The 26,051-nt window shown below is 58.4% G+C and carries 23 protein-coding genes; 9 read left to right on the forward strand and 14 right to left on the reverse strand.

The window, feature by feature from the left end:
• Positions 1 to 160 precede the first annotated feature (160 nt).
• Both ASD60_RS22480 and ASD60_RS22485 read left to right on the forward strand, forming a co-directional pair.
• Positions 161 to 1,234, forward strand: a complete 1,074-nt coding sequence (locus ASD60_RS22480; protein WP_056856087.1) for a hypothetical protein — start codon at positions 161 to 163, stop codon at positions 1,232 to 1,234.
• A gap of 50 nt (positions 1,235 to 1,284) precedes the next feature.
• Positions 1,285 to 1,725: a hypothetical protein gene (locus tag ASD60_RS22485; RefSeq protein ID WP_056856088.1), complete on the forward strand. Its 441-nt coding sequence runs from the start codon at positions 1,285 to 1,287 to the stop codon at positions 1,723 to 1,725.
• 140 nt (positions 1,726 to 1,865) lie between these two features.
• Here ASD60_RS22485 and ASD60_RS22490 read toward each other — a convergent pair whose 3' ends face one another.
• Entirely contained in the window at positions 1,866 to 2,114 is a 249-nt protein-coding gene (locus ASD60_RS22490) for a hypothetical protein (RefSeq protein WP_056856306.1), read from the reverse strand.
• A gap of 260 nt (positions 2,115 to 2,374) precedes the next feature.
• Here ASD60_RS22490 and ASD60_RS22495 point away from each other — a divergent pair, with 260 nt between their 5' ends.
• Positions 2,375 to 3,409, forward strand: coding sequence for a sensor domain-containing diguanylate cyclase (locus tag ASD60_RS22495; protein ID WP_056856089.1), 1,035 nt, complete (start codon positions 2,375 to 2,377; stop codon positions 3,407 to 3,409).
• Between the two features lie 169 nt (positions 3,410 to 3,578).
• Here ASD60_RS22495 and emhR read toward each other — a convergent pair whose 3' ends face one another.
• Complete coding sequence (gene emhR, locus ASD60_RS22500) at positions 3,579 to 4,211, reverse strand: efflux system transcriptional repressor EmhR (RefSeq protein WP_056856090.1); 633 nt, start codon at positions 4,209 to 4,211, stop codon at positions 3,579 to 3,581.
• A 266-nt stretch (positions 4,212 to 4,477) separates the two neighbouring features.
• Between emhR and emhA the strand changes: the two genes are divergently transcribed.
• From emhA to ASD60_RS22520, 4 genes are all read left to right on the forward strand, one after another.
• A complete protein-coding gene (gene emhA, locus ASD60_RS22505) occupies positions 4,478 to 5,635 on the forward strand; it encodes an efflux RND transporter periplasmic adaptor subunit EmhA (protein WP_056856091.1) in 1,158 nt (385 codons plus the stop codon).
• A 3-nt stretch (positions 5,636 to 5,638) separates the two neighbouring features.
• The gene (gene emhB, locus ASD60_RS22510; RefSeq protein ID WP_056856092.1) at positions 5,639 to 8,800 is read left to right on the forward strand and encodes an efflux RND transporter permease subunit EmhB; all 3,162 of its coding nucleotides are present in this window, start codon (positions 5,639 to 5,641) and stop codon (positions 8,798 to 8,800) included.
• Entirely contained in the window at positions 8,800 to 10,260 is a 1,461-nt protein-coding gene (gene emhC, locus ASD60_RS22515; RefSeq protein ID WP_056856093.1) for an efflux RND transporter outer membrane subunit EmhC, read from the forward strand. The genes emhB and emhC overlap by 1 nt, the downstream gene beginning before the upstream one ends.
• A gap of 429 nt (positions 10,261 to 10,689) precedes the next feature.
• A complete protein-coding gene (locus ASD60_RS22520; protein ID WP_056856094.1) occupies positions 10,690 to 11,949 on the forward strand; it encodes an OprD family porin in 1,260 nt (419 codons plus the stop codon).
• Between the two features lie 865 nt (positions 11,950 to 12,814).
• Here ASD60_RS22520 and pcaC read toward each other — a convergent pair.
• The 9 genes from pcaC to pcaR form a co-directional block, all read right to left on the reverse strand.
• Positions 12,815 to 13,207 (reverse strand): 4-carboxymuconolactone decarboxylase, encoded by a 393-nt coding sequence (gene pcaC / locus ASD60_RS22525; protein ID WP_056856095.1) that lies wholly within the window; start codon positions 13,205 to 13,207, stop codon positions 12,815 to 12,817.
• A 10-nt stretch (positions 13,208 to 13,217) separates the two neighbouring features.
• Positions 13,218 to 14,009 carry a 3-oxoadipate enol-lactonase gene (pcaD, locus tag ASD60_RS22530; RefSeq protein WP_056856096.1) on the reverse strand — a complete coding sequence of 264 codons (792 nt, stop codon included), beginning with the start codon at positions 14,007 to 14,009 and terminating at the stop codon, positions 13,218 to 13,220.
• A gap of 11 nt (positions 14,010 to 14,020) precedes the next feature.
• A complete protein-coding gene (locus ASD60_RS22535; RefSeq protein WP_056856097.1) occupies positions 14,021 to 15,385 on the reverse strand; it encodes a 3-carboxy-cis,cis-muconate cycloisomerase in 1,365 nt (454 codons plus the stop codon).
• A 45-nt stretch (positions 15,386 to 15,430) separates the two neighbouring features.
• Positions 15,431 to 16,735 (reverse strand): MFS family transporter, encoded by a 1,305-nt coding sequence (locus tag ASD60_RS22540; protein WP_056856098.1) that lies wholly within the window; start codon positions 16,733 to 16,735, stop codon positions 15,431 to 15,433.
• Between the two features lie 135 nt (positions 16,736 to 16,870).
• On the reverse strand, positions 16,871 to 17,437 hold the full coding sequence (pcaG, locus tag ASD60_RS22545; RefSeq protein WP_056856099.1) for a protocatechuate 3,4-dioxygenase subunit alpha: 567 nt from the start codon (positions 17,435 to 17,437) through the stop codon (positions 16,871 to 16,873).
• Position 17,438: 1 nt separating this feature from the next.
• Positions 17,439 to 18,143: a protocatechuate 3,4-dioxygenase subunit beta gene (pcaH, locus tag ASD60_RS22550; RefSeq protein WP_056856100.1), complete on the reverse strand. Its 705-nt coding sequence runs from the start codon at positions 18,141 to 18,143 to the stop codon at positions 17,439 to 17,441.
• Between the two features lie 37 nt (positions 18,144 to 18,180).
• Positions 18,181 to 19,386: a 3-oxoadipyl-CoA thiolase gene (pcaF, locus tag ASD60_RS22555; protein ID WP_177336598.1), complete on the reverse strand. Its 1,206-nt coding sequence runs from the start codon at positions 19,384 to 19,386 to the stop codon at positions 18,181 to 18,183.
• A 274-nt stretch (positions 19,387 to 19,660) separates the two neighbouring features.
• The gene (locus ASD60_RS22560) at positions 19,661 to 21,007 is read right to left on the reverse strand and encodes an MFS transporter (protein ID WP_056856102.1); all 1,347 of its coding nucleotides are present in this window, start codon (positions 21,005 to 21,007) and stop codon (positions 19,661 to 19,663) included.
• Between the two features lie 125 nt (positions 21,008 to 21,132).
• Positions 21,133 to 21,975 (reverse strand): pca regulon transcriptional regulator PcaR, encoded by an 843-nt coding sequence (pcaR, locus tag ASD60_RS22565; protein WP_056856103.1) that lies wholly within the window; start codon positions 21,973 to 21,975, stop codon positions 21,133 to 21,135.
• Between the two features lie 676 nt (positions 21,976 to 22,651).
• On the opposite strand from pcaR, the gene ASD60_RS22570 reads away from it, so the two are divergent.
• Both ASD60_RS22570 and ASD60_RS22575 read left to right on the forward strand, forming a co-directional pair.
• Complete coding sequence (locus ASD60_RS22570; protein ID WP_008056863.1) at positions 22,652 to 22,852, forward strand: hypothetical protein; 201 nt, start codon at positions 22,652 to 22,654, stop codon at positions 22,850 to 22,852.
• Between the two features lie 378 nt (positions 22,853 to 23,230).
• The gene (locus tag ASD60_RS22575) at positions 23,231 to 24,706 is read left to right on the forward strand and encodes an inorganic phosphate transporter (RefSeq protein WP_056856104.1); all 1,476 of its coding nucleotides are present in this window, start codon (positions 23,231 to 23,233) and stop codon (positions 24,704 to 24,706) included.
• A gap of 345 nt (positions 24,707 to 25,051) precedes the next feature.
• Here ASD60_RS22575 and ccoM read toward each other — a convergent pair whose 3' ends face one another.
• From ccoM to ASD60_RS22585, 3 genes are all read right to left on the reverse strand, one after another.
• The gene (gene ccoM / locus ASD60_RS29675; protein ID WP_056856105.1) at positions 25,052 to 25,168 is read right to left on the reverse strand and encodes a cytochrome c oxidase subunit CcoM; all 117 of its coding nucleotides are present in this window, start codon (positions 25,166 to 25,168) and stop codon (positions 25,052 to 25,054) included.
• A gap of 143 nt (positions 25,169 to 25,311) precedes the next feature.
• Positions 25,312 to 25,473, reverse strand: coding sequence for a hypothetical protein (locus ASD60_RS29210; protein ID WP_008074569.1), 162 nt, complete (start codon positions 25,471 to 25,473; stop codon positions 25,312 to 25,314).
• Between the two features lie 93 nt (positions 25,474 to 25,566).
• A complete protein-coding gene (locus tag ASD60_RS22585; protein WP_056856106.1) occupies positions 25,567 to 25,908 on the reverse strand; it encodes a hypothetical protein in 342 nt (113 codons plus the stop codon).
• Positions 25,909 to 26,051 lie beyond the last annotated feature (143 nt).

Here is a 26,051-nt window from a genome sequence, read left to right on the forward strand (position 1 = left end):
GCTTTTTTTGTTTCTCACCATTCGTTAACAACAATAATTAGTGCCAAGCATTTACACACTCAGCAAACAATATCCAGCGTTAACATTTGCCAGCCCAATCACAAAAAATCATTATTGCCCCATCGACACACCATATTGTTTTCAATGGAGAGAAACAGCAATGGACTATGCACAAGAAGAAATGCTTCTGAAAGAAGAAAAGCTCAAAGCCCTCTACGAAGAACGAAAGAACACTCAATGGAAGGAATTCAACCAGGGTAAAAACTCGATAGAACTGCTTGTTTACATCCAGAACAACACCAATGAAACAATCCAGCTTATCGAGACGGACTTCGAAATCGAAGATTTGTCCGAATGCGATATCCCGCCCTACTCCATCGCAGTGATGGGCGCACAGAATGTTTTTGACCACAACAGACTCGGGGCGACACGGCCCGGTGACAACATCTTTATCAAGAAATTCTTGACGTACGCAGCAGGCGGCAAGCAATGTCGTCTTGATACACATCTGCTGGTGAAGTCCTCGTTCGGCTTCATTGCTCCCACCCGAACGCCGGTCTGGGAGCATCAAGCACGCTCCACAGGCCGAGAATTCCTGCACTGCTCATCTCAATTGAGAGATCATGACCCTCAAGCGCCCCATAGTTACTGGCTGGATGTGCATATCGGAAAGGAACAGCCCGGAACCCTGGTCGCAAATGCATTACAGGCCGACCTGGACGCCATCGAACTGGCAGAACAGACTTACCTGGACAATATGGAACACAGCTCATCAGCTGGAACCTATCCCTTTTTGGGGATGTATGTTGATCTTTTCAAAGATGCCATATTTCGCAGTCAGGACGACGCGGACAAGAACACCACCACTACAGTATTTTTTATTACCAACGAAACTTCCGAAAGGTTTGAGCTCATCGACAGCAACGTCCACCCACGGCATTTACACCCCATTGCAAAATCCCTGAAACCCAAAACGATTATCTACTTCTGCGAGAAAACCGTGTCCAACTCTGCCGGTACACGTGCACACAAGTTTTTTACCTTCAGCAATGAAAAGGGAGACAAAGTCTTTCGAATCAATACAGACATTACACCGGGTGATCCAACGCACCTCAAAACCTGGAATCATGAAGCCATTTCAATTGGCGCCACTCACGTAAGTTGCACGTCTACATTGAATAACTCACTGACCGAAGCGCCTTATAGCTATCTGGTAGATATCCGAGTCGAATAAACACCAACGCTCCAAGCCAATCCAAATATTCCACACAGGAAAACCAAGACATGGACGTCTCAAAAAAGCTTGTCTTCAGCGTAATCATCACCAACAACACTTCATCAATTTTTTGGCGCGACGATACAACTTTCGAGGATGCTCCGCCTGAATGTCCGGAAAAATTGATGCCTTACAGCAGCACTCCAGTGACGCTTGAAGCGTCCATCCCTGCGCATCTCAATCCAGCAATCAGACAATACAACATGCAAAGCCTGTTTACTTTTCAGGCCACCTACACCAACTATAGTCAAACGGTAGAGTTCGCGAGCAGCCTCAAGTACTTTTATCACTCAAACATCAGCCCTTTAGCTCCGATACTAAAGTTGGTGTGGGAACATGATGCGAAGTCGATAGGAGATATACCTGTACTGACGGCTTCCAGTTTAATCAAGAAAGAAACCCAACACCCTTACAGTTACTCTATGTCAGCCACTATTCTATCGACATAAAAACCAAAAAGTGGACAAACTAAAAAGAACTAAAAAGCACCTTTGACTCCAGAATAACCGACACCTTTTCCGCACAGCGACCTAATACTTCCGGTTGCCCCCTCGAAGCCAGGGCATAAAGCCCTGGCAGAGGATGGGTGTCACTTTTTCTTCTTCGTCGACGTTTCTGACTTGGCAGATTTCTTGGTTTTTTCTGGCTTGCTATCTGCTTTCTTTGCAGACTTCTTTGGTTCGGCATCTTTTTTCTTGTCCTTCTTTTCGGACGATTTCGAAAGCGCCGACGCTGCCGCTGATTTCTTGGTCGATGTTGATTTTTTGTCCTTCAAGTCCTTGCTGGCTTTTGAAGTGTCACCTTTGCTTTTCTTCTCGTCTTTAGCCACGTTGACCACCTCTCGAAGCATGCCGGTATTGGCACCTTGCCTGCGGGAATTTCCACAGGCTGATCATTAGGCGAGCGCGTCCAAACGCGGTTCCATTTATTTGATGCCTCGAGAAGGGCTTAGGTTGAAGCGCCACAGGTACCTGTCCACACCAGGCACCGGGACCTTCAGCTCAGCCTTCTCGCCCTCCTTATCCGGCCCCTGCAATGTTCAGTAATCCGCCAACTAGTCGATAATGGAATACCACTCAGCTATCGGCCTCCCAAAAAATGGATCAGGTTCTTTCTCTTCTCTCCGATACCATTCCCAATGCCCGAACCCTGGAGCAACTGACGCGCCCCTTGCTCACTCTGCTCAGCCAAGTCACCGGTATGGAGTCGACCTACCTGACGACCATTGATACCGACGAGGGCGTCCAGCGCATCGAGTTTGCACGCAACGTCGGTGACATGGTGATTCCGGAAGGGCTGGTGGTGCCTTGGGCAGATACTTTGTGCAAGCGGGCGCTGGACGAGAATCGCATGTACTCGGATAACGTTGCCGAATGTTGGGGCGACTCGCAGGCCGCCGCGGCGTTGGGTATCAGTACGTATGTAAGCGCGCCGATCAGGTCCCAGGATGGGCAAGTGTTGGGGACGGTGTGTGCCGCCAGCTCGAACCAGGTGCCTCGTCGTTCTGAAGTGGAGCCCTTGCTGAAGCTGCTTTCAGGGTTGCTCGGATATTCCCTTGAACGTGAGCAGCTGGTTAAGCAACTCCAGGCCGCCAACGTCGAGTTGACCAATCTGGCACTGACAGACCCACTCACCGGCCTGTCCAATCGACGCGCCGTACTCAACGATGCCGAGCGCCTGTTCGCCCTGGCCCAGCGTGAGAACAAGTACATACTTTTGGGTGTCATCGATCTGGATGGGTTCAAGCTCATCAACGATACCCACGGTCACTTGGCAGGAGACCAGCTACTGCGCGGCGTGGCCGCCCGATTGCAGCATGGCCTCAGAATCAGCGACATCATCGGGCGGACTGGAGGTGATGAATTCATCGTGATTGCCCTGGGCACGCCCTCTGAACACTCGGACCCGGCAAAAGACAGGGAACACGCGGCCGGGTTGCTGCAGGACCGCCTGTCCAAAGCGACAAAAGGGAAATATGAGCTGGGCCACGGTTTTGGTGAGGTTGACTACAGCGGCGCAAGCGTTGGGGTAGTGGCAGTGATACCGGGCAGCTTGACAGTGGACGAGGCCATCAAACTGGCAGACGGCGAGATGTACAAGGTGAAACAGCAACGAAACCGTCAAGGGATATAGGCGCTCGCCCACACAAGCGACACAAAATTCCTACAAATTACCGCGCCGACTATCTGTCACCGCGGCGAGCGGGCGTATATAAAAGCACCCGTCTGCCGCCGTGCGCGTGAAGAACTGTTCATTTGCGGCCTTGACCGTTGACACACGCGGCACCGATTAGCATGTTGTTTCACTTGCGCAGGCTGGGACTCAAACGCAGTGTGTCCAACGCGATGTCGACCCAACGCTCGGCCTCGGTGTGCAGCTGGAAGCTGTCCGGTGCCAGCAACCACTGATAAAGCAGGCCGTCGATCCAGGCATGAATACTGATGGCAGCGCGAACGGTATCGAGGTCTTCCGGCAATTGCCCACGGTTGACCGCATTACGCAGGGTCAGACCGATGCGCGTATTGCATTCGAGGCTGGCCGTTCGGCGCTGCTGACGCAGGTCGCACATTTCATCGGTGAATTCACACTTATGGAACAGAATTTCGTTGATGCGCCGGGTCTTGGGGTCCAGTGCAACTTCATGAAACAAATGGATCAACAGCCGCCGCATACAGCCCAGTGGATCGGGCTCGTCTTCACTCTCCGCGGCTTTGGCCAACTCATCCAGTGGTTCGTGCAGGCTGTCGAGCATGGCCTGCACCAGATCGGCCTTGTTACTGAAATGCCAATAGATGGCCCCACGAGTGACTCCGGCGAGGGTGGCGATATCCGCCAGGGTCGTACGGGCCACGCCCCGCTCGTAAAAGGCTTTTTCAGCCGCCTCGAGTATCTGGGCGCGGGTTTCTTGAGCTTCCTCTTTGGTACGACGGACCATGGCAGTACAACCTCAATCAGGATGCTTCAGCGATGTCTGAATATCAGCTGAATAAAAGTGGGGCGATCGCTCTTGGGTATCGTCCCCGGGCCTACAATTCCAACCTTTCGATGGCTGCTGTAACGGCGAAGATACACCGCCAAGGTATTTACAAACAGCCGTGAACGTAAGTATATTCCTTAGCATGCTACTTATCCACCCGGAACCCACTTTTTACCTTTCATCTTTTCTTGTGCGTTTTTTACGCGCCTGACCCGAGGATTTTCATGCAATTCAAGCCAGCTCTCACCGCTCTGGTCGCCGCCGTCGCCCTGGCATCGCTGCTCAGCGGATGCAAAAAGGAAGAAGCGGCGCCGGCCGCACCACCGCCTCAGGTCGGCGTTGTCACCCTGCAACCGCAAACGTTTACGCTGACCTCCGAACTGCCCGGCCGCACCAGTGCGTTCCGCATTGCTGAAGTGCGCCCGCAGGTCAATGGCATCATTCTCAAGCGTCTGTTCAAGGAAGGCAGCGACGTCAAGGCCGGCCAGCAGCTGTACCAGATCGATCCGTCGGTCTACGAAGCGACCTTGAAAAGCGCCGAAGCCAACCTGCGTTCGACCAAATCGATCTCCGATCGCTACAAGCAATTGGTCGACGAGCAAGCCGTGAGCCGTCAGGAATACGACACCGCCGTGGCCAATCGCCTGCAATCGGAAGCTGCGCTGCAATCGGCGCAAATCAATGTGCGCTACACCAAGGTCTATGCACCGCTGACCGGCCGTATCGGTCGCTCTTCGGTGACCGAGGGCGCACTGGTCAGCAATGCCCAGGTCGAAGCAATGGCCGTGATCCAGCAACTCGACCCGATCTACGTCGACGTCACCCAATCCTCGGTCGAATTGCTTGAGCTGCGCCGTGAACTGGAAAGCGGTCGCCTGCAAAAGGCCGGCGATAACTCGGCCAAGGTCAAGCTGACCCTCGAGGACGGCAGCCAGTACAAACTCGACGGCAAGCTGGAATTCTCCGAAGTCTCGGTTGACCAGACCACCGGTTCCGTGACCCTGCGCGCGGTGTTCCCCAACCCTGACCACACGCTGCTGCCAGGCATGTTCGTGCACGCCCAGTTGCAGGCCGGTGTGAACAGCGCGGCGATTCTGGCCCCGCAGCAAGGTGTGACCCGCGACCTCAAAGGCACACCGACCGCGATGGTCGTCGGCCCGGACAACAAGGTTGAACTGCGCCAGCTCAAGGCCAGCCGTACCGTCGGCAACCAATGGCTGATCGAAGACGGCCTGAAAGCCGGTGATCGGCTGATCACCGAAGGCCTGCAATACGTCAAGCCTGGCGTCGAAGTCAAAGCCAGCGAGGCGACCAACGTAACCGCAAAGAACCCGGCCCCCGCACAGGCAGCTAACAAAGCCGCTGGCGGCAAAGGGGAGTAAACCATGTCGAAATTTTTTATCGACCGTCCGATTTTCGCTTGGGTAATTGCCCTGGTGATCATGTTGGTCGGGGCACTGTCGATCCTCAAACTGCCGATCAACCAATACCCGAGCATTGCGCCGCCCGCTATCGCTATCTCCGTGGCCTACCCGGGTGCCTCCGCGCAAACCGTGCAGGACACCGTGGTTCAGGTGATCGAGCAGCAGCTCAACGGTATCGACAACTTGCGTTATGTATCGTCGGAAAGTAACTCCGACGGCACCATGACCATCACCGCGACCTTCGAGCAAGGCACCAACTCCGATACCGCGCAGGTCCAGGTCCAGAACAAGCTGAACCTGGCCACCCCGCTGCTGCCGCAAGAAGTGCAGCAACAGGGTATCCGCGTAACCAAGGCCGTGAAGAACTTCCTGTTGGTGATCGGTGTGGTGTCGCGTGACGGCAGCATGACCAAGGACGACCTGTCCAACTACATCGTGTCGAACATGCAGGACCCGATCTCGCGGACCGCCGGTGTCGGTGACTTCCAGGTGTTCGGTTCGCAGTACGCCATGCGTATCTGGCTCGACCCGGCCAAGTTGAACAACTTCAACCTGACCCCGATCGACGTCAAGACCGCCATCGCCGCCCAAAACGTACAGGTGTCTTCCGGTCAACTGGGCGGCTTGCCTGCCCTGCCCGGCACCCAGCTGAACGCGACGATCATCGGCAAGACCCGCCTGCAGACCGCCGAGCAATTCGACAAGATCCTGCTCAAGGTCAACAAGGACGGTTCTCAGGTTCGCCTCAAAGATGTCGCCGAGGTCGGTCTGGGTGGTGAGAACTACAGCATCAACGCCCAGTTCAACGGCGCTCCGGCTTCCGGTCTGGCGGTGAAACTGGCCACAGGCGCCAACGCGCTGGATACCGCCAAGGCACTGCGCACCACCATTGACAGCCTCAAGCCGTTCTTCCCGCAAGGCATGGAAGTGGTGTTCCCGTACGACACCACGCCGGTGGTGACCGAGTCGATCAAGGGCGTGGTTCACACCCTGGTTGAAGCGGTAGCGCTGGTGTTCCTGGTGATGTTCCTGTTCCTGCAGAACTTCCGCGCCACCATCATCACTACCATGACCGTTCCGGTGGTGTTGCTGGGTACGTTCGGGATCCTCGCGGCAGCCGGTTTCAGCATCAACACCCTGACCATGTTCGGTATGGTGCTGGCCATCGGCTTGCTGGTGGACGATGCCATCGTCGTGGTGGAAAACGTCGAACGGGTAATGAGCGAAGAAGGCCTGTCGCCCAAGGAAGCCACCAAGAAATCCATGGGGCAGATCCAGGGCGCCCTGGTGGGTATCGCCCTGGTTCTGTCGGCGGTACTGCTGCCGATGGCGTTCTTCAGCGGTTCCACCGGTGTGATCTACAAGCAGTTCTCGATCACCATCGTCTCGGCCATGGCCCTGTCGGTATTGGTTGCACTGATTTTCACTCCGGCGCTCTGCGCCACCATGCTCAAGCCGATTCGCAAAGGCGAGCATCACACGCCCAAACGCGGCTTCTTCGGCTGGTTCAACCGCAACTTCGACCGTGGCGTCAAAAGCTACGAGCGCGGCGTGGGCAACATGCTTACGCACAAGGCGCCGTATCTGCTGGCGTACCTGATCATCGTCGTCGGCATGATCTGGCTGTTCACCCGCATTCCAACGGCATTTCTGCCTGAAGAAGACCAAGGCGTATTGTTCGCCCAGGTACAGACGCCGGCCGGTTCGACCTCCCAGCGTACCCAAGTGGTCGTGGACCAAATGCGCGAATTCCTGCTGCGCCCGAGCAAGGACGGCGGTGAAGGCGATGCGGTGAACTCGGTGTTTACCGTGACCGGCTTCAACTTCGCCGGCCGTGGCCAAAGCTCCGGTATGGCGTTCATCATGCTCCGCCCGTGGGACGAGCGTAACGCCGACAACAGCGTGTTCAAGGTGGCGGCCCGTGCCCAACAGCACTTCTTCACCTTCCGTGACGCGATGGTGTTCGCCTTCGCCCCGCCAGCGGTACTGGAACTGGGTAACGCCACCGGTTTCGACGTATTCCTGCAGGATCGCGCCGGTATCGGTCACGAAAAGTTGATGGAAGCGCGCAACCAGTTCCTCGGTATGGCGGCGCAAAGCAAGATTCTGACGCAGGTCCGTCCGAACGGCTTGAACGACGAGCCGCAGTATCAGCTGGAAATCGATGACGAGAAGGCCAGTGCCCTGGGCATTACCATCGCGGACATCAACAACACCCTGTCGATCGCCCTGGGTAGTAGCTACGTCAACGACTTCATCGACCGCGGTCGAGTGAAGAAGGTTTACGTTCAAGGCCAGCCGGGCGCGCGCATGAGCCCCGAAGACCTGAAGAAGTGGTACGTACGCAACAGCGTCGGCACCATGGTTCCGTTCTCGGCGTTCGCCAAGGGCGAATGGATCTACGGTTCGCCGAAACTGGCCCGTTACAACGGTGTGGAAGCGATGGAAATCCTCGGTGCCCCGGCTCCGGGTTACTCCACCGGTGAAGCCATGGCCGAAGTCGAAGCCATCGCCAAGAAACTGCCGGCCGGTGTCGGTATTTCCTGGACCGGCCTGTCGTACGAGGAACGTTTGTCCGGCTCGCAAGCACCCGCGCTGTATGCCCTGTCGCTGCTGATGGTGTTCCTGTGTCTGGCGGCGTTGTATGAAAGCTGGTCGATTCCGATCGCGGTGATGCTGGTGGTGCCGCTGGGGATCATCGGTGCGCTGATGGCCACCAGCCTGCGCGGCTTGTCCAACGACGTGTACTTCCAGGTGGGCTTGTTGACGACCATCGGTCTGGCGGCGAAAAACGCCATTCTGATCGTCGAATTCGCCAAGGAACTGCACGAACAGGGACGCAGCCTGCGCGAGGCGGCTATCGAAGCCTGCCGGATGCGTCTGCGACCGATCATCATGACCTCGCTCGCCTTCGTTCTTGGTGTAGTCCCCCTGGCGATCTCCACGGGCGCAGGCTCGGGTAGCCAGCATGCCATCGGTACCGGGGTGATTGGCGGTATGATCACCGCAACCGTACTGGCGATCTTCTGGGTCCCACTGTTCTTCGTCACTGTGTCGGCTATGGGTCAGCGTAAAAACGTCGACGAGCAAGACGCACCTGAAACTCCTAAAGAGGCTGGCTAATGAGCAAGTCGCTACTCTCCCTGGCAGTCGCCGCCTTCGTGCTCGGTGGCTGCTCGCTGATACCTGATTATCAGCAACCGGATGCTCCGGTGGCGGGCCAATACCCTCAAGGGCCGGCGTATTCGCCGGCCCAGGCACCGGCACAGGCCGCTGCCGAGCAGGGCTGGAAGCAGTTTTTCCGTGACCCGGCATTGCAGCAATTGATTCAGGTTTCTCTGGAAAACAACCGTGACCTGCGTGTCGCGGCGCTGAACATCGACGCGTTTGCGGCTCAATACCGCATCTCCCGCGCCGACCTGTTCCCGGCTGTGTCGGCCAATGGCACCGGCAACCGTCAGCGGCTTCCGGCCGATGCATCGCAGACCGGTGAAGCGGGCATCAGCAGTTCCTACTCTGCCACCGTCGGCATCAGCGCCTATGAACTCGACCTGTTTGGCCGTATTCGCAGCCTGAACGAAGAAGCGCTGCAGCGTTACTTCGCAACTGAAGAAGGCCGTCGCAGTACACAGATCAGCCTGGTGGCCAGCGTGGCCAATGCCTACCTGACCTGGCAGGCCGACAAGGAACTGCTCAAAGTCACCCAAGACACCCTCGCCGCGTTCGAGGAGAGCTACAAGCTCACCGCGCGCAGCAATGAAGTGGGGGTCGCTTCGGCGCTGGACCTGGCGCAGTCGCGGACTTCGGTGGAGAACGCCCGTGCGCAATTGGCCCGTTACACGCGCCAGGTCGCCCAGGATGAAAACAGCCTGGTACTGCTGCTCGGCACCGGCATTCCAGCCAACCTGCCAGCGGCCAAACCGTTGAATGAGGACCTGTTGGCCGAAGTACCGGCCGGCCTGCCGTCGGACCTGCTGCAACGTCGTCCGGACATCCTCCAGGCCGAATACAACCTGAAAGCGGCCAACGCCAACATTGGCGCCGCACGCGCAGCGTTCTTTCCGAGCATCAGCCTGACCGCCAACGCCGGGACCCTGAGCCCGGACCTGTCCGGTCTGTTCAAGGGCGGCTCGGGCACCTGGCTGTTCCAGCCGCAGATCAATCTGCCGATCTTCAATGCCGGCAGCCTGCGTGCCAGCCTGGACTACTCGAAAATCCAGAAAGACATCGGCGTGGCGAACTACGAGAAGTCCATTCAAACGGCCTTCCAGGAAGTCGCCGACGGTTTGGCCGCACGCGGCACCTACACCGACCAGGTACAGGCGCAGCGTAATCTGGTCAGTGCAAACCAGGACTACTACCGTCTGGCCGAGCGGCGTTATCGCATCGGTGTCGACAGCAACCTGACGTTCCTCGATGCTCAGCGTCAGTTGTTCAACTCTGAACAGTCACTGATTACCGATCGGCTGGCGCAGCTGATCAGCCAGGTCAACCTGTACAAGGCCCTGGGCGGTGGCTGGAACGAACAGACGGCGAAGAACGAGCCGCTGAAAGAAGAAGCGCCGAAGTTGAAGTTGTTCTGATAGCGCTGTGAAAACACGAAGCCCACCGATTGGTGGGCTTTTTGTTGGCGGCGGGAAAGGTTGTGCTGACTTCATCGCTGGCAAGCCGGCTTCCACCTTGTGCGTCCCGTGCACAATTTTTGTGGGCGACCATGACCTTGTGGGAGCTGGCTTGCCAGCGATGAGGACCGCAAAAAAAATACAAAAACGACTGTTAATCTTATGTTCGATTATCGCCCAGAACCTGCTTTCCAAGATTGAACCACCCAGTACATTCCCCTCACCATCCGAGCCACAAAACCAATAACAACAGGTTCGATGCCATGCCCCCGCGCCCTGTCCCGTCCGGCTGATCCCGGTTCGTTCGCCCCTGATTTGCACTATTCGTCTGCAACCCCTGGTTGCGGCATCACACCCGCTTTGTCTACAAAAATTAGAGAGCCCCAGCCCATGACCTCTTCCACCGCGCAGTACTTCGTTCCCAGCCTGATCGCCGCCGCCCTCGCCAGTGCCGCCCTGCCCGCCTGCGCCGAAGAAGCGGGGTTTGTCGAAGGCGCCAAGGTCAACCTGAACCTGCGCAACTTCTACATCAACCGTAACTTCACCAACCCGACCAAGGCTCAAGGCAAGGCTGAAGAATGGACGCAAAGTTTCATTCTCGACGCCAAATCCGGGTTCACCCAAGGCACCGTCGGGTTTGGCATGGATGTGCTGGGGTTGTACTCGGTGAAGCTCGATGGCGGCAAAGGCACTGGCGGTACGCAACTGCTGCCGCTGGACAGCGACGGTCGCCCGGCGGACAACTTCGGCCGCACCTACGTCGCATTCAAGGCCAAGCTGTCGCAGACCGAAGTCAAGGTAGGCGAATGGATGCCGGTATTGCCGATCCTGCGTTCGGACGATGGGCGTTCGCTGCCGCAAACCTTCCGTGGCGGTCAGATCACGTCGAAGGAGATCAATGGCCTGACGCTCTACGGCGGCCAGTTCCGCCAGAACAGCCCCCGCGATGACAGCAGCATGGACGACATGTCGATGACCGGCAAAGCGGCGTTCACCTCCGACCGCTTCAACTTCCAGGGTGGCGAATACCTGTTCAATGAAAAACGCACGCAGATCGGTCTGTGGAACGCCGAACTCAAGGATATCTACAGCCAGCAGTTCATCAACCTGACCCACAGCCAACCGTTGGGTGATTGGACGCTGGGCGCCAACCTCGGGTTCTTCCATGGCAAGGACGATGGCAGTGCCCGGGCCGGCGAGCTGGACAACAAAACAATGTACGGCCTGCTCTCAGCCAAGTACGGCGGCCACACCTTCTACGTCGGCCTGCAAAAACTCACCGGTGACAGTCCCTGGATGCGAGTCAACGGCACCAGCGGCGGGACCCTGGCCAACGACAGCTACAACTCCAGCTATGACAATGCTCGGGAAAGATCCTGGCAGGTGCGCCACGATTACAACTTCGTTGCTCTCGGCGTCCCGGGCCTGACCTTGATGAACCGCTACATCAGCGGCGACAACGTGCACACCGGCACGGTCACCGATGGCAAGGAATGGGGTCGTGAAAGTGAACTGGGCTACACCGTGCAAAGCGGCGCACTGAAAGACCTGAACCTGAAATGGCGCAACTCGACCATGCGCCGGGATTACAGCAACAACGAGTTCGATGAAAACCGCCTGATCGTCAGCTATCCGATCAGCCTGCTCTAAACCTCATCACCGATCGTTCCCATGCTCTGCGTGGGAATGCAGCCAGGGACGCTCCGCGTCCAGGTTCCAAAGCCGAACGCGGAGCGTCCGTTGAGGCGTTCCCACGCAGAGCGTGGGAACGATCCAAATAACCGCCTGATCTCCGAACGCGGAGCGTCCGTTGAGGCGTTCCCACGCAGAGCGTGGGAACGATCCAAATAACCGCCTGATCGTCAGCTATCCGATCAGCCTGCTCTAAACACCACCACCGATCGTTCCCATGCTCTGCGTGGGCATGCAGCCAGGGACGCTCCGCGTCCAGGTTCCAAAGCCGAACGCGGAGCGTCCGTTGAGGCGTTCCCACGCAGAGCGTGGGAACGATCCAAATAACCGCCTGATCGAGGCGTTCCCAACGCGGAGCGTCCGTTGAGGCGTTCCCACGCAGAGCGTGGGAACGATCCAAATAACCGCCTGATCGTCAGCTATCCGATCAGCCTGCTCTAAACCTCACCACCGATCGTTCCCATGCTCTGCGTGGGAATGCAGCCCGAGACGCTCCGCGTCCCGTCCAAAGCCGAACGCGGAGCGTCCGTTGAGGCGTTCCCACGCAGAGCGTGGGAACGATCCAAATAACCGCCTGATCGTCAGCTATCCGATCAGCCTGCTCTAAACCTCACGTGCCGAACGCGGAGCGTCCGTTGAGGCGTTCCCACGCAGAGCGTGGGAACGATCCAAATAACCGCCTGATCGTCAGCTATCCGATCAGCCTGCTCTAAACCTCATCACCGCCATCGCGGGCAAGCTCGCTCCCACAGGATTTGCGCTAAACCTGTGGGAGCGGGCTTGCCCGCGATGGCGTCAGCTCAGGCACCGAAAATCGCCGGGATCACTCCCGAGATTCAGTCCCCAACTCATCCCACACCGACTCGGCCAGGTGGAACGTTGCGTTGGCGGCGGGGATGCCGCAGTAAATCGCGCTCTGCATGATCACTTCCTTGATCTCGCCGCGGCTCACACCATTGTTGGCGGCGGCACGCAGGTGCAGTTTGAGTTCACCTTCGCGGTTCATGCCGATCAACATGGCAATGGTGATCAGGCTGCGGGTGTGGCGCGGCAGACCCGGGCGGGTCCAGATGTCGCCCCAGGCGTGGCGGGTGATCATTTCCTGGAATTCCGAGTTGAACTCGCTCAGGGTTGTCAGGCTGCGGTCGACATGGGCGTCGCCCAGTACCGCGCGACGCACCTTCATTCCTTCGTCGTAACGCTGTTTCTCGTCCACAACAATCCCCTCAATGAGCCGACAAAAACGCCAGGACCCGCTCGCTGAACGCAGCGCCGGCCTGGACGTTGGACAAGTGCGCGGCGTAGAACTCGGCGTATTCGGCGCCCGGCACATGCTCCTGAATGAAATGCCCGCCAGACGGTGGCGTCACTGCATCCTGAGCGCCAGCAATCACCAGCAGCGGCGCCTTGATCGACGACAACTGATCACGGAAATCGGCATCACGCACCGCTGCGCAATTGGCCGCGTAACCTTCTGGCGAAGTCGCCGCGAGCATGTCGGTAATCTGCTTGGCCGCCGCCGGGTTGGCTTCGGAGAAGTCCGGGGTGAACCAGCGTGCAATCGAGGCGTCACGCAGCGCAACCATGGCGGCCTGACCATCGCGCAGGACCATGTCGATGCGTGGATTCCAGATCGAAGGATCGCCGATTTTCGCCGCCGTATTGCACACGATCAGTTTGTTCAAGCGCTCGCCGGCATTGATGCCCAGCCACTGGCCAATCAACCCGCCCATGGACAGACCACAGAAATGCGCACGCTCAATGTGCAAGGCATCGAGCAGCGACAACACGTCACGACCCAGTTGCTCGATGCTGTACGGTCCCGGCGTTACCAGCGATTTGCCGTGGCCTCGGGTATCGAAACGCAGCACGCGAAAATGCTCGGTGAACGCCGGGATTTGCACCTCCCACATGTGCAGGTCAGTGCCCAGAGAGTTGGATAGCACCAGCACCGGTGCATCGACCGGTCCATCGAGTTGGTAATGTAGTTCGCCATCGGCGAGTTGAACGAAAGCCACAGCAGTCTCCTTCAGGCAGTCAATGCACAATGGTCAGCCACCGCGCGCTCGACCCAGGTTTTCGCCTGGCCGAGGTAGTGAGCGGGGTCCAGCAGATGATCGAGTTCGGCGGCCGTCAGTTCGGCGGTCACCTGCGGTTCGTCGCCAAGCACCGCACGCAGGTGGCGCTGTTCGGCCACGGCGCGTTTACAGCATTGTTCCAGCAGATGGTGCGCAGCATCGCGGCCGACCCGTTGCGCCAGGACGATGCTCACCGCTTCGGCAAGCACCAGGCCTTGGGTGAGGTCGAGGTTGCGGGCCATGCGCTCGGCGTCCACCTCCAGCCCTTGAGCGATCAACAACGCTTGTTGCAGGCTGCCGGACACCAGGCAGCAGATTTCCGGCAGGGTTTCCCACTCGGCATGCCACAAGCCGAGGCTGCGTTCATGTTCTTGTGGCATGGCGCTGAACAGCGTCGACAGCAAGCCCGGCACACGCGTCGCCGCGCCGATCAATACCGCTGCGCCTACCGGATTGCGCTTGTGCGGCATGGTCGAGGAACCGCCCTTGCCCGGCGCCGATGGCTCGAACACTTCAGCGGCTTCGGTTTGCATCAACAGGCTGATGTCGCGACCGAGTTTACCCAGGCTGCCGGCGATCAGACCCAGCACCGCGCCGAACTCCACCACGCGATCTCGCTGGGTGTGCCACGGCTGGTCAGGCAAGCTCAGTTGCAGCTCTTCGGCCAACGCTTGAGCAATCGGCAGCGCTTGCTCGCCGAGGGCCGCGAGGGTGCCGGAAGCGCCGCCGAACTGCAGCACCAGCAAACGCGGCTTGAGTTCGGCCAAACGTTGACGACTGCGGGTCACCGCCCCCAGCCAACCGGCGATTTTCATGCCGAGGGTGACGGGTGTGGCGTGCTGCAACCAGGTGCGTCCGGCCAATGGCGTGGCTGCATGACGCTGGGCCTGGCTCGCGAGGATTTGCCCCAATTGCGCCAGATCGTTTTCGATCAGTTCCAACCCCCGGCGCAGTTGCAACACCAGGCCGCTGTCCATCACGTCCTGACTGGTCGCACCCAGGTGCACGTAACGTTCAGCCTCGGCATTCTGCGCAGCGATCTGCTTGCCTAACGCCTTGACCAACGGAATCGCCGAGTTGCCGGCGACGGCAATCGCCTCGCCGAGGGCAGCGAAATCGTAAAGCCCGGCCTCGCACGCACTCTCGATTGGCCCGACAGCACTCATCGGAATCAACCCGACCCGTGCTTCGGCCCGGGCCAATGCCGCTTCGAAATCGAGCATCGCCTGCACCCGCCCCTGATCGCAGAACACCTCACGCATATCGCGGGCAGTGAAGTAGGCATCGAACAACTGATTGCCCGGTCGCTGGTTCATAAACAGTCCCTGAAGGCGCGGGCCTTTGTAGACCGCGCGTGAAGATCAAAGGTCGTGATGCAGATACTTCGCCTGTTTCGGCAGACGCAAGCTGAACAGGAAGGCAATCGCCATCATCACCGTTACGTACCAGTAGAAGGCGTTTTCCATGCCGACGTTCTTGAGGCTCAAGGCCACAAATTCCGCCGAACCGCCGAAGATCGCATTGGCCACCGCATATGCCAGGCCGACACCCAGTGCGCGCACTTCCGGCGGGAACATCTCGGCTTTCACCAGACCGCTGATCGAGGTGTAAAAACTGACGATCGACAGTGCCAGGGTAATCAGCACAAAAGCCAGGAACGGGCTGCTGACGCTTTTCAGGCTCAGCAGGATCGGCACAGTGCACAAGGTGCCCAGGGCACCGAACCAGAGCATCGAGTTACGTCGACCGATCTTGTCGGCGAGCATGCCGAACACAGGCTGCATGCACATGTACAGGAACAGCGCGCCGGTCATGATGTAGCTGGCGGTCTTGGCGTGCATGCCGGCGGTGTTCACCAGGTATTTCTGCATGTACGTGGTAAAGGTGTAGAAAATCAGCGAGCCACCGGCGGTGTAGCCCAGCACGGTAATAAACGCCGCCTTATGGTCGCGGAACAGCGCCCTGATGCTGCCGGCGTCTTTGTTCTCGCGCATTTCCTTGCTGGTGGTTTCTTTCAGCGAGCGACGCAGGAACAGCGAAATCAACGCCGCTACCGCACCGACCACGAACGGAATCCGCCAGCCGTAGGCCCGCAGGTCTTCTTCAGTAAGAAACTGTTGCAGGATCACCACCAGCGACACCGCCAGCAACTGCCCACCGATCAGGGTCACGTACTGGAACGACGCAAAGAAACCGCGCTGGCCCTTGAGCGCCACTTCGCTCATGTAGGTCGCGGTGGTGCCGTACTCCCCGCCTACTGACAAACCTTGCAGCAAGCGCGCGAACAGCAACAGGATCGGCGCCCAGACGCCTATGTCTTTATAGGTCGGCAGGCAAGCGATGAGCAGCGAGCCGAAGCACATCATCAGAATCGAGATCAGCATCGAGTTCTTGCGCCCGTGCTTGTCCGCGACACGGCCGAAGATCCAGCCGCCAATCGGCCGCATCAGGAACCCGGCAGCGAACACGCCCGCGGTGTTTACCAACTGCACCGTGGGGTTGTCGGACGGAAAGAACGCGGGGGCGAAATAAATCGCACAGAACGCGTAGACGTAGAAGTCGAACCATTCGACGAGGTTGCCGGACGAAGCGCCGACAATGGCGAAGATCCGCTTGCTGCGTTCTTCACCCGTATAAAGAGCTGTAGGAGCCGTGGGAGTCGTCATCGTTTTTCACTCAATAGGGACAGTAGAGTCTAGACACACTTTGCAACAGTCCCGTTCCGCAGAAGCATTACCTGAGGCCAAAACACGCACTTGTGGCGAGGGAGCTTGCTCCCTCACCACAAGTTTTGAGTCCATTCAATAATCGAAGAACACCGTCTCGGCATCGGTGCCCTGCAGAATCACATTCCACTGATACACGCCCGATGCATCCTTCTTCGCCAGCAACGTGCTGCGGCGCTCGGCCGGCACGCACTCCAGCAACGGATCGTCGACGTTGGCCGGTTCACCCTCGAAGTAGATCCGCGTCAGCAGGTGCTTGACCAAGCCACGGGCGAACACCAGAACCACAAGGTGCGGCGCCTGGGTCGTGCCCTTGAGGCCTTCGACCGTGCCCGGCTTGATGGTGGTGAAACGAAAACGCCCTTCGGCATCCACCGGCACCCGGCCGAAACCTTCGAAATTCGGGTCCAGGGGTTTGTCCTGGTCATCTTCGGGGTGGTCGTACTTGCCGGCGGCGTTTGCTTGCCAGACTTCCAGCATGGCGTCGTTGACGACATCGCCGTTGCCATCGACCACTTGCCCGGTGATCGCCACGCGCTCGCCCAGGGTTTGTTCGACGGTCAGGTTTTCGCGGTTCAGCCAGGTCAGGCCGATGTGATAGTACGGCCCTACGGTGTGGGACGTGGTCGCAGTCAGCGTCATCTTATTTCTCCATCGGCGTGGCGTCGCGGCCGCGCAAAACGATGTCCCAGCGATAACCGAGGGCATAGGAAGGGATGGTTTTTTCCAGATCGAACGTCGCGATCAAGCGCTCTTTGGCACTGGTATCGGGCACGCAGTTGTAGATCGGGTCATAAGCCAGCAGCGGGTCGCCCGGGAAATACATTTGCGTGACCAGGCGCGTCAGGATGCTCGGCCCGAACAGCGAGAAATGGATGTGCGCCGGGCGCCAGGCGTTGTGATGGTTGCCCCATGGGTACGCGCCGGGCTTGATGGTCTGGAACTGGTACCAGCCATCGGCGTCGGTCACGGTGCGGCCGGTGCCGGTAAAGTTCGGGTCCAGCGGCGCGTCGTGCAGGTCACGGGCGTGGGCGTAACGACCGGCGGCGTTGGCCTGCCAGATCTCCACCAGAATCCCCGGCACCGGCAGACCGTTTTCATCCAGCACGCGGCCATGAATGATGATGCGCTCACCCTGCGGCTGACCTTCGTGCTGAGCGGTCAGGTCATTGTCTTTTTCGTTGACGCGCTCGGCGCCGACGGTCGGACCGGTGATTTCCGACAGCGAATGGGGCAGAAACACCAACGGCTTCGATGGCGAGCGCAGGTTGGTGGATTGATAGCTCGGGTGCAGGTACTCCGGCTGAGTACCCTCCTGCGGGCGACGATAACCAGGCTTGTCAGTCATTACACTTTCCTCAGTTCTTATTAGTCGACAGGGCGTGTCAGACCCGTTCGATTGCCAAAGCCAGACCCTGGCCGACACCGACGCACATGGTCGCCAGGCCTTTCTTGCCACCGGTCTTTTCCAGCTGATGCAACGCCGTCAGGACCAGACGCGCACCGCTCATGCCCAACGGATGCCCCAGGGCAATGGCGCCGCCGTTTGGATTGACCTGCGGCGCGTCGTCGGCAATTCCCAGCTCACGCAACACCGCCAGACCCTGGCTGGCGAAGGCTTCGTTGAGTTCGATCACGTCGAAATCGCTGACCGCCACACCAAGGCGCTCGATCAGTTTACGTACCGCCGGCACCGGGCCAATGCCCATCACACGCGGTGCCACACCGGCGCTAGCCATGCCCAGCACTTTGGCGCGGGCAGTCAGACCGTGTTTTTTCACCGCTTCGGCCGAGGCGAGGATCAGCGCCGCGGCGCCGTCGTTCACGCCCGAGGCGTTGCCGGCTGTGACGGTTTTGTCGGGACCGTTGACCGGTTTGAGTTTGGCCAGGGCTTCCAGGGTGGTGTCGGCGCGAGGATGTTCGTCCTGGCTGACGATGGTTTCACCCTTCTTGTGGGCAATGCGCACTTCGACGATTTCTTCGGCGAAAAAACCTGCGGCCTGGGCGGCAGCGGTGCGTTGCTGACTGCGCAAGGCGAATGCGTCCTGATCGGCGCGGGACACCTTGTAATCATCAGCAACGTTATCGGCGGTCTGCGGCATCGCGTCCACACCGTACTGGGCTTTCATCAGTGGATTGATGAAACGCCAGCCGATGGTGGTGTCCTCCAGTTTCATGTTGCGCGAAAACCCGGCGTCCGCCTTGCCCATCACGAACGGCGCACGGGACATCGACTCCACGCCACCGGCAATCGCCAGCTCCATTTCACCGCTGGCGATGGCGCGGAACGCCGTGCCGATGGCGTCCATGCCCGAGGCGCACAGGCGATTGAGAGTCACGCCGGGAATGGTCTGCGGCAAACCGGCCAGCAGCAGCGCCATGCGCGCCACGTTGCGGTTGTCTTCACCCGCCTGGTTGGCGCAACCGAGGAACACCTCGTCGACGGCATTCCAGTCCACCGATGGATTGCGCTCCATCAAGGCCTTGAGCGGCACGGCGGCCAGGTCGTCGGCGCGAACCGCAGACAAACCACCACCAAAACGGCCGATGGGGGTGCGAATCGCGTCGCAGATGTAAACGTCACGCATCATGCTTCTCCAGGTGCTTCAGATGGGTAAAGCCTTCCGACTTTGAAAAAAGGCGCCGATGCGCAGCGCCGGAGTGGCTGAAGAGTAAGCCCGTGAAAAACGTCAAACAATCCGATAATCGACTGAGTGTTCGCTTATCGAACACATTGTTATCCGGCTATTGGTACCCGAAAGCTTCGCGGGCAAGACTCGCCCCTACAAATCCAGGTGCCTCTGTAGGAGCGAGGCTTGCCCGCGAAGATGCCATCAACCACGATGAAGATTCAGACGCCTGAAATCAGGTTGCATCCGCATGGCTGACCAAACCCTTGATCACCACCGCGGCGGTCGCCAATGCTGCCGGAATCACCAACGCCGTCAGCACCTGCTCGAAGTTCCAGCCCAGGCCCAAGAGCGTGGCGCCCATCCAGGCTCCGAGGATCGCACCGAAACGGCCGATACCCAGCATCCACGAAACACCGGTGGCACGTCCCTGAGTCGGATAGAAGCGCGCGGCCAGCGATGGCATCGCCGATTGCGCGCCGTTGACACACATCCCCGCCACCAGCACCAGGGTCGCCAACAACGTGATGTTGCCCAGGCTCTGCCCTACCGCGTAGGCAAATACCCCGGCCAGCAGGTAGAAAGTACCGATCACCTTGTGCGGATTGAACCGATCCATTGCCCAACCCACACCCACCGCGCTCAATACGCCACCGAACTGGAACAATGCGCCGATGAACGCCGCCTGTTCCATGCTCGCGCCGCTATCGCGCATGAGGGTCGGCAGCCAACTGGTCAATAGGTAAACAATCACCAGCCCCATAAAGTAGGTCAGCCACAGCAACAATGTGCCAACGCTGTAGGTGCCCGAGAAGATCACCGCGAACACGTTGCGCGCCTTCACGGTTTTCTGTTCCGGCACACTGAAGCTGGAGGCTTGGGCCACCACAGTCGGATCAATCGGCGCCAGCGCCTGGCGCACCTTGTCGGTACCGCGATTGCGCACGACCAGGTAGCGTGCCGATTCCGGCAACCAGAACAGCAAAACGACAGCAAGGATCAGTGGCAGAATCCCGCCGATCAGCAGCAGGCTGTGCCACCCGAACGCCGGAATCAACTTGGCGGAAATGAATCCGCCACCGGCCATGCCCAGGTTGAAACCGCAGAACATGCTGGTCACCAACAGGGATTTCTTGCGCTCCGGGGTGTATTCCGACAGCAGCGTCGTGGCGTTGGGCATACCGGCGCCCAGGCCCAAGCCGGTCAGAAAGCGCAACACCAACAGTTGCTCGACGTTGGTGCTGTAAGCCGAGGCCAGGCTGAACGCACCGAACAGCAGCACTGCACCGACCAGTACGACTTTTCGTCCAAAGCGGTCAGCCAGCGGGCCGGAACCCAGTGCGCCAAAGACCATGCCGATGAGCGCGGCACTCATCACCGGGCCGAGACTCGCGCGATCGATCCCCCAGTCCTGAGAAAGCGCAGGCGCAATGAAACCCATGGCCGCCGTGTCGAGGCCATCGAGGAAGACAATCAGGAAACACAGAATCACCACTCGCCACTGATAACGCGAAATGGGTTGAGCATTGATGAAGGACTGCACGTCGAGGCAGTTCCCTACAGCAGACTGAGGCTGGTTCATTATTTTTATTCCGTGGATCACAGTCGAACGGGGAGCCAGCCAATGCTGGCGCAGCCGCGACATTAATGATCCGGAGGAAACAGCGTCAATTCACCCGAAGCAACTCTGTGCGATTATCGAACACCTTAGGCAAACAGTTGAGCGCTGAGATCGCGGCTGGCGCTTAACAAACCAGGGAGGAAGCGTTGTTCCAGCTCATTACGGCTGACCCGACCCGCATGGGTACTGACGTTGAGGGCCGCCACCACTTGACCGGACGCGTCGTACACCGGTACCGCAATCGAGCGCAGCCCCTGCTCCAGTTCCTGATCGACGATGCACCAGCCTTGCTGCCGGACTTCCTTCAAGCATTCGAGCAATGCCTCTGGGGTGTGGATCGTGCGACTGGTCTTGGCCTGCAAATCGGCGTGATCGAGGTATTCACCCAGGGACGAGTCATCCAGCGCCGCCAGCAGGATCCTGCCCATCGACGTGCAATAGGCCGGCAAGCGCCCACCCACCGACAGATCGACCGAAATCAGCCGCTGGGTCGTTGCCGAGCGGGCGATGTACAGAATGTCGTCGCCTTCCAGGGTCGCCATGTTGCAGGCTTCGTGCAGTTGCTCGCTCATGCGGTCCAGATACGGCTGGGCCGACACCGCCAGCGGTGTCGAGGATACGTAGGCATGGCCGAGGGTCAGCACTTTGGGCAGCAGGGAATACGTGCGGCCGTCGGTAGTGGCGTAGCCAAGTTTGATCAGGGTGTGCAGGCAACGTCTTACTGCAGCGCGGGGAATTTCCGTGCGGTGACTGATCTGCGCAATGGTCAGGTGCCGTTTGCGCTCCTGAAACGCTTGCACGACAGCCAGCCCCCTCGCCAGCGAGGTCATGAAGTCCGGATCACCTGTGAGTGCCTGGATTCGCTTGGCGGGCGACGCGACGATGGGCGGTGCCACAGAGGCAAAGGAATTGCGCAGTTGATCGTTCATTACAGATTCTCTTCCCACACGGATCAGCGAGTATTACAAGTGGCTATCGGTCCGGCGCACAAGCCGTGCCGGTCCCAGATTGGGCGATTATCGAACCATTGACCGATAATCGCAATCGCCGTACATCATCCGAATCAATCAAAGAGCGTGTTTCAAGCATTCACCACGGTGACAATGCAGACTTGCCAAGGTCGATGTAATTGCCAAAAAGTTGTTCGACTTAATGGCGCCAGAAAGCTATCACTGAACAGTGATAGCATTCAGCGCTCTAGTTGGCCGTGAAAGTAACGAGTAACAAAACGATCACACATCGCGACCTACTTTTAACTCTGTAGAGATAGAGTTCTGTGAATCGCTCGCTATAATGCAAATCAGTAGCCAGACGGTTTTCTACTTGCCGACTCCGCTACAAGGTGGCGCGATGTTCCATCGCTGCCGCCCCCGGCAAGCGCCCGACGCTGACTGCATTGCATCGTCAACGCGCTCGCTGAAAACAGGAAGCTGATGCTGCGTCAGCTATTTATCTCTGGTGCCGTGGTCGCCTGCAACATGGACGTATTGATCGCCCTGCCGTAAAACAATGCCCTCACCGGCCTTGTCGATGCGTCGAGAATGATCGATACATTGGATGCAGCGCGTTTCACCAGAATTTATCTCAACTCAATCAGGTAGCACTGTGACGAAAGACGAACTGCGCGCGGAACTTGAGCGCCAGGAACAACGTTACAAGGAAGTTTACGGCGGGGAAGTCACCACCTACGCCGCCCAACCCGAACCGGAGCGCAAACCCTGGCGTAAACGCGCCACCGTTCAGGATCAGGTTTTCAAGCAAGAACTTGAAAAAATGGAAAAGGAACTCAAAGCCGAAGAGCCTTGATGGTCCCGGCTTTAATCCTTACAAGGGTCTGCGATTGCACCCGTTAAAAGCGGGATGCATGGATGTTGCCTTTTGCGCCCGCTACAAGCGGGCAGCGGCCACCTTGCTCATCCGACAAGGTAAAGGGCGCATATCCGACCCTCTTCTCAGAAATTTCACACAAGCGTTCAGGCCCCTCCTCCGAGCGCGCGAAACCCTTTTGCCATGGGTTTTTTCAAATAAATTCAATGACTTGCAAGGCCCGTAAAATCACCGACACGCAGGACTGCGGCTCAAATTAATTCGTTGAAGAATGTTACCAACGAGCAGCTAGTGCATTGATTGGCACGCTTTTCTGGCATAATCCCGCCCCCCTTATGACCGGGTCAGAAAACCTTCATGATCGATTTATTCAGCGGACTGGATGCTTGGGTGCTAGTGAGCCTCCTGCTCGCCCTGACTTTTGTCCTCGCCTTCGAGTTCATCAACGGATTTCATGACACCGCTAACGCGGTAGCCACTGTTATCTACACCAAAGCGATGCCGCCTCATCTGGCGGTGTTCTTTTCCGGTGTGTTCAATTTCCTCGGCGTGTTGCTGGGCGGCGTTGGCGTGGCGTATGCCATCGTCCACTTGCTGCCGGTGGAGCTGCTGATCAATGTGAACACCGGTCATGGACTGGCCATGGTGTTTTCGTTGCTCGCCGCCGCCATCGCCTGGAACCTGGGCACCTGGTACTTCGGTATCCCCGCTTCCAGCTCCCATACGCTGATCGGCTCGATTCTCGGTGTAGGCCTGGCCAACGCCCTGATCAACGAGATTCCGTTGGCCGATGGCGTGAACTGGCAGAAGGCAATCGATATCGCCATGTCGCTGGTGTTCTCGCCGATGGCAGGTTTCCTGATTGCAGCGCTGATTCTGATCGGCCTGAAATGGTGGCGTCCGCTGTCGAAGATGCACAAGACGCCGGAACAGCGCCGCAAGATCGATGACAAAAAGCACCCACCGTTCTGGAATCGCCTGGTCTTGGTGATCTCCGCCATGGCCGTGAGTTTCGTGCACGGTTCCAACGATGGCCAGAAAGGTATCGGCCTGATCATGCTGGTGCTGATCGGTATCGTGCCGGCGCAGTTCGTCCTTGATCTGAACAGCACCACCTACCAGATCGAACGCACCCGCGATGCCACCTTGCATCTGAATCAGTTCTACCAGCGCAACGCCGAAACCCTCGGCGAGTTCCTGGCATTGGGCAAAAGCGTGGAAGGTGATCTGCCGGAGAAATTCCGCTGCAACCCGCAGCAGACCGAACCGACCATCAACGCGTTGCTGGGCACCCTCAAGGGCGTAGCCGACTACCGCTCGCTGTCGGCGGAAAGCCGCATCGAAGTGCGCCGCTACCTGCTCTGCCTGGATGACACCGCGAAGAAAGTCAGCAAGCTGCCAGGCCTGCCCGCCCGTGAAAAGGCTGACCTGGACAAGCTGCGCAAGGACTTGACCACCACCACCGAATACGCGCCGTTCTGGGTGATTCTGGCGGTGGCCCTGGCCCTCGGCCTGGGCACCATGGTGGGCTGGAAACGCGTGGTTCTGACCATCGGTGAGAAAATCGGCAAGCAGGGCATGACTTATTCCCAGGGCATGTCGGCGCAGATCACCACTGCCAGCCTGATCGGCATGGCCAACATCTTCAGCTTGCCGGTGTCCACTACCCACGTGCTGTCTTCAGGCGTGGCCGGTACCATGGTCGCCAACAAAAGCGGTCTGCAAGGCGGCACCGTCAAAACCATCCTGCTGGCCTGGGTGCTGACCCTGCCAGCCACGGTTGCCCTGTCGGCCGGATTGTTCTGGCTGGCCTCGAAGGCACTCGGCAGCTGATCAGCTGCCGAACGAAAAAGGCGCGCTCCGCAAGGACCGCGCCTTTTTTATTACCGGATGATCGTTCCCACGCTCTGCGTGGGAATGAATCCCGTGACGCTCCGCGTCAGAATTGGACGCAGAGCGTCCATGGCGGCATTCCCACGCAGAGCGTGGGAACGATCAAGAACGCAGAGCGTGGGAACGATCAAGAACGCAGAGCGTGGGAACGATCAAGAACGCAGAGCGTGGGAACGATCAAGAACGCAGAGCGAGGGAACGATCAACTTCAAGGAATCGCAGGCAAAAAAAAGGGCAACCGAAGTTGCCCAAAATGCCTTGCGTGCTCATTGCATCCAGAAAGACCTACGGTTTTTTCCGCTTGTGCGAATCCTTCCAGATAAAAAATCCGAATCCTGCAAAAAAAACGAACATGAGGCTGACGGTCAGCACTCCGGCGATCACCACGTTGTCGAAAAACATGACGCGTCTCCTGCTGTTGCCCTGTTGCGATAGGGCTAAGTTACCCAAACGGGCAGGAGAAAGAATTGACCGGGATCAATGTTGCCCGAGACCGGGCTCAAAGGAGGGGAAAAACTGACCTGCATCAACCGATGACGGGGGATTCAACGTTTTTTCGGTTTGTTCTTCGGTTTTTTCTTCGCCTTGCCCAGCGGCATGGCTTGCTCGAACGCCTGACGCACTTCATTAAGGCGTTTTTCGTTGAGGTCATGGACACGCTTGGCGCGTTCGGCGTTGAGGTCGATCAGTTTGTCGTCTTGGCTCATGGCGTTCAGTGCATCACTGGCAAATGAATTCAGCTGCCGAGGCAGGTTTGCGCCAATAATGCGGTCTGGCGACAGCGCTGACCAGCCACTCGCTCAAATCTCGATGTCGACCCACAATCCCTGGCGGGGCTGATCTTCCATCAATGGCGCCACCGGTACGGTGTTGTCGGCATTGAGTTCGTCCCCTGGGATGGCCAGATGCGCTTCAGGGTCTTCGTCGGCTTCACGGCGACGTCTTTCCTGCTCCTGCTTGCGCCGCTGTTCTTCGCGCAGCAGCAAGGCGGTTTCTTCAGGGTCACGCTTTTTCAGGTCGATGGTGCTGTCCGTGGAGCTTTCCTGCACGGGCACCACAGGTGCTATGTCCGGGCGCGGGCGGACCGGGTCGTGCTGAGAGGTGATCGGCACGGCACTCAAGGGAAGCATCGGTGGCAGCATATTTTTTGGTCTCCTGTCAGCAGGCTGTCGGCTGCGCAAATGGCGACTTGAGCCATCGGTCGCAAACTGTGACTCAATCGACACTGCCTTAACGGTCGCAAGCTAGGATTTGTTCAGGCCACGCGGATCAAAAAAACGCAGCC

This window comes from Pseudomonas sp. Root562 (genome assembly GCF_001427125.1).
Taxonomy (GTDB): domain Bacteria; phylum Pseudomonadota; class Gammaproteobacteria; order Pseudomonadales; family Pseudomonadaceae; genus Aquipseudomonas.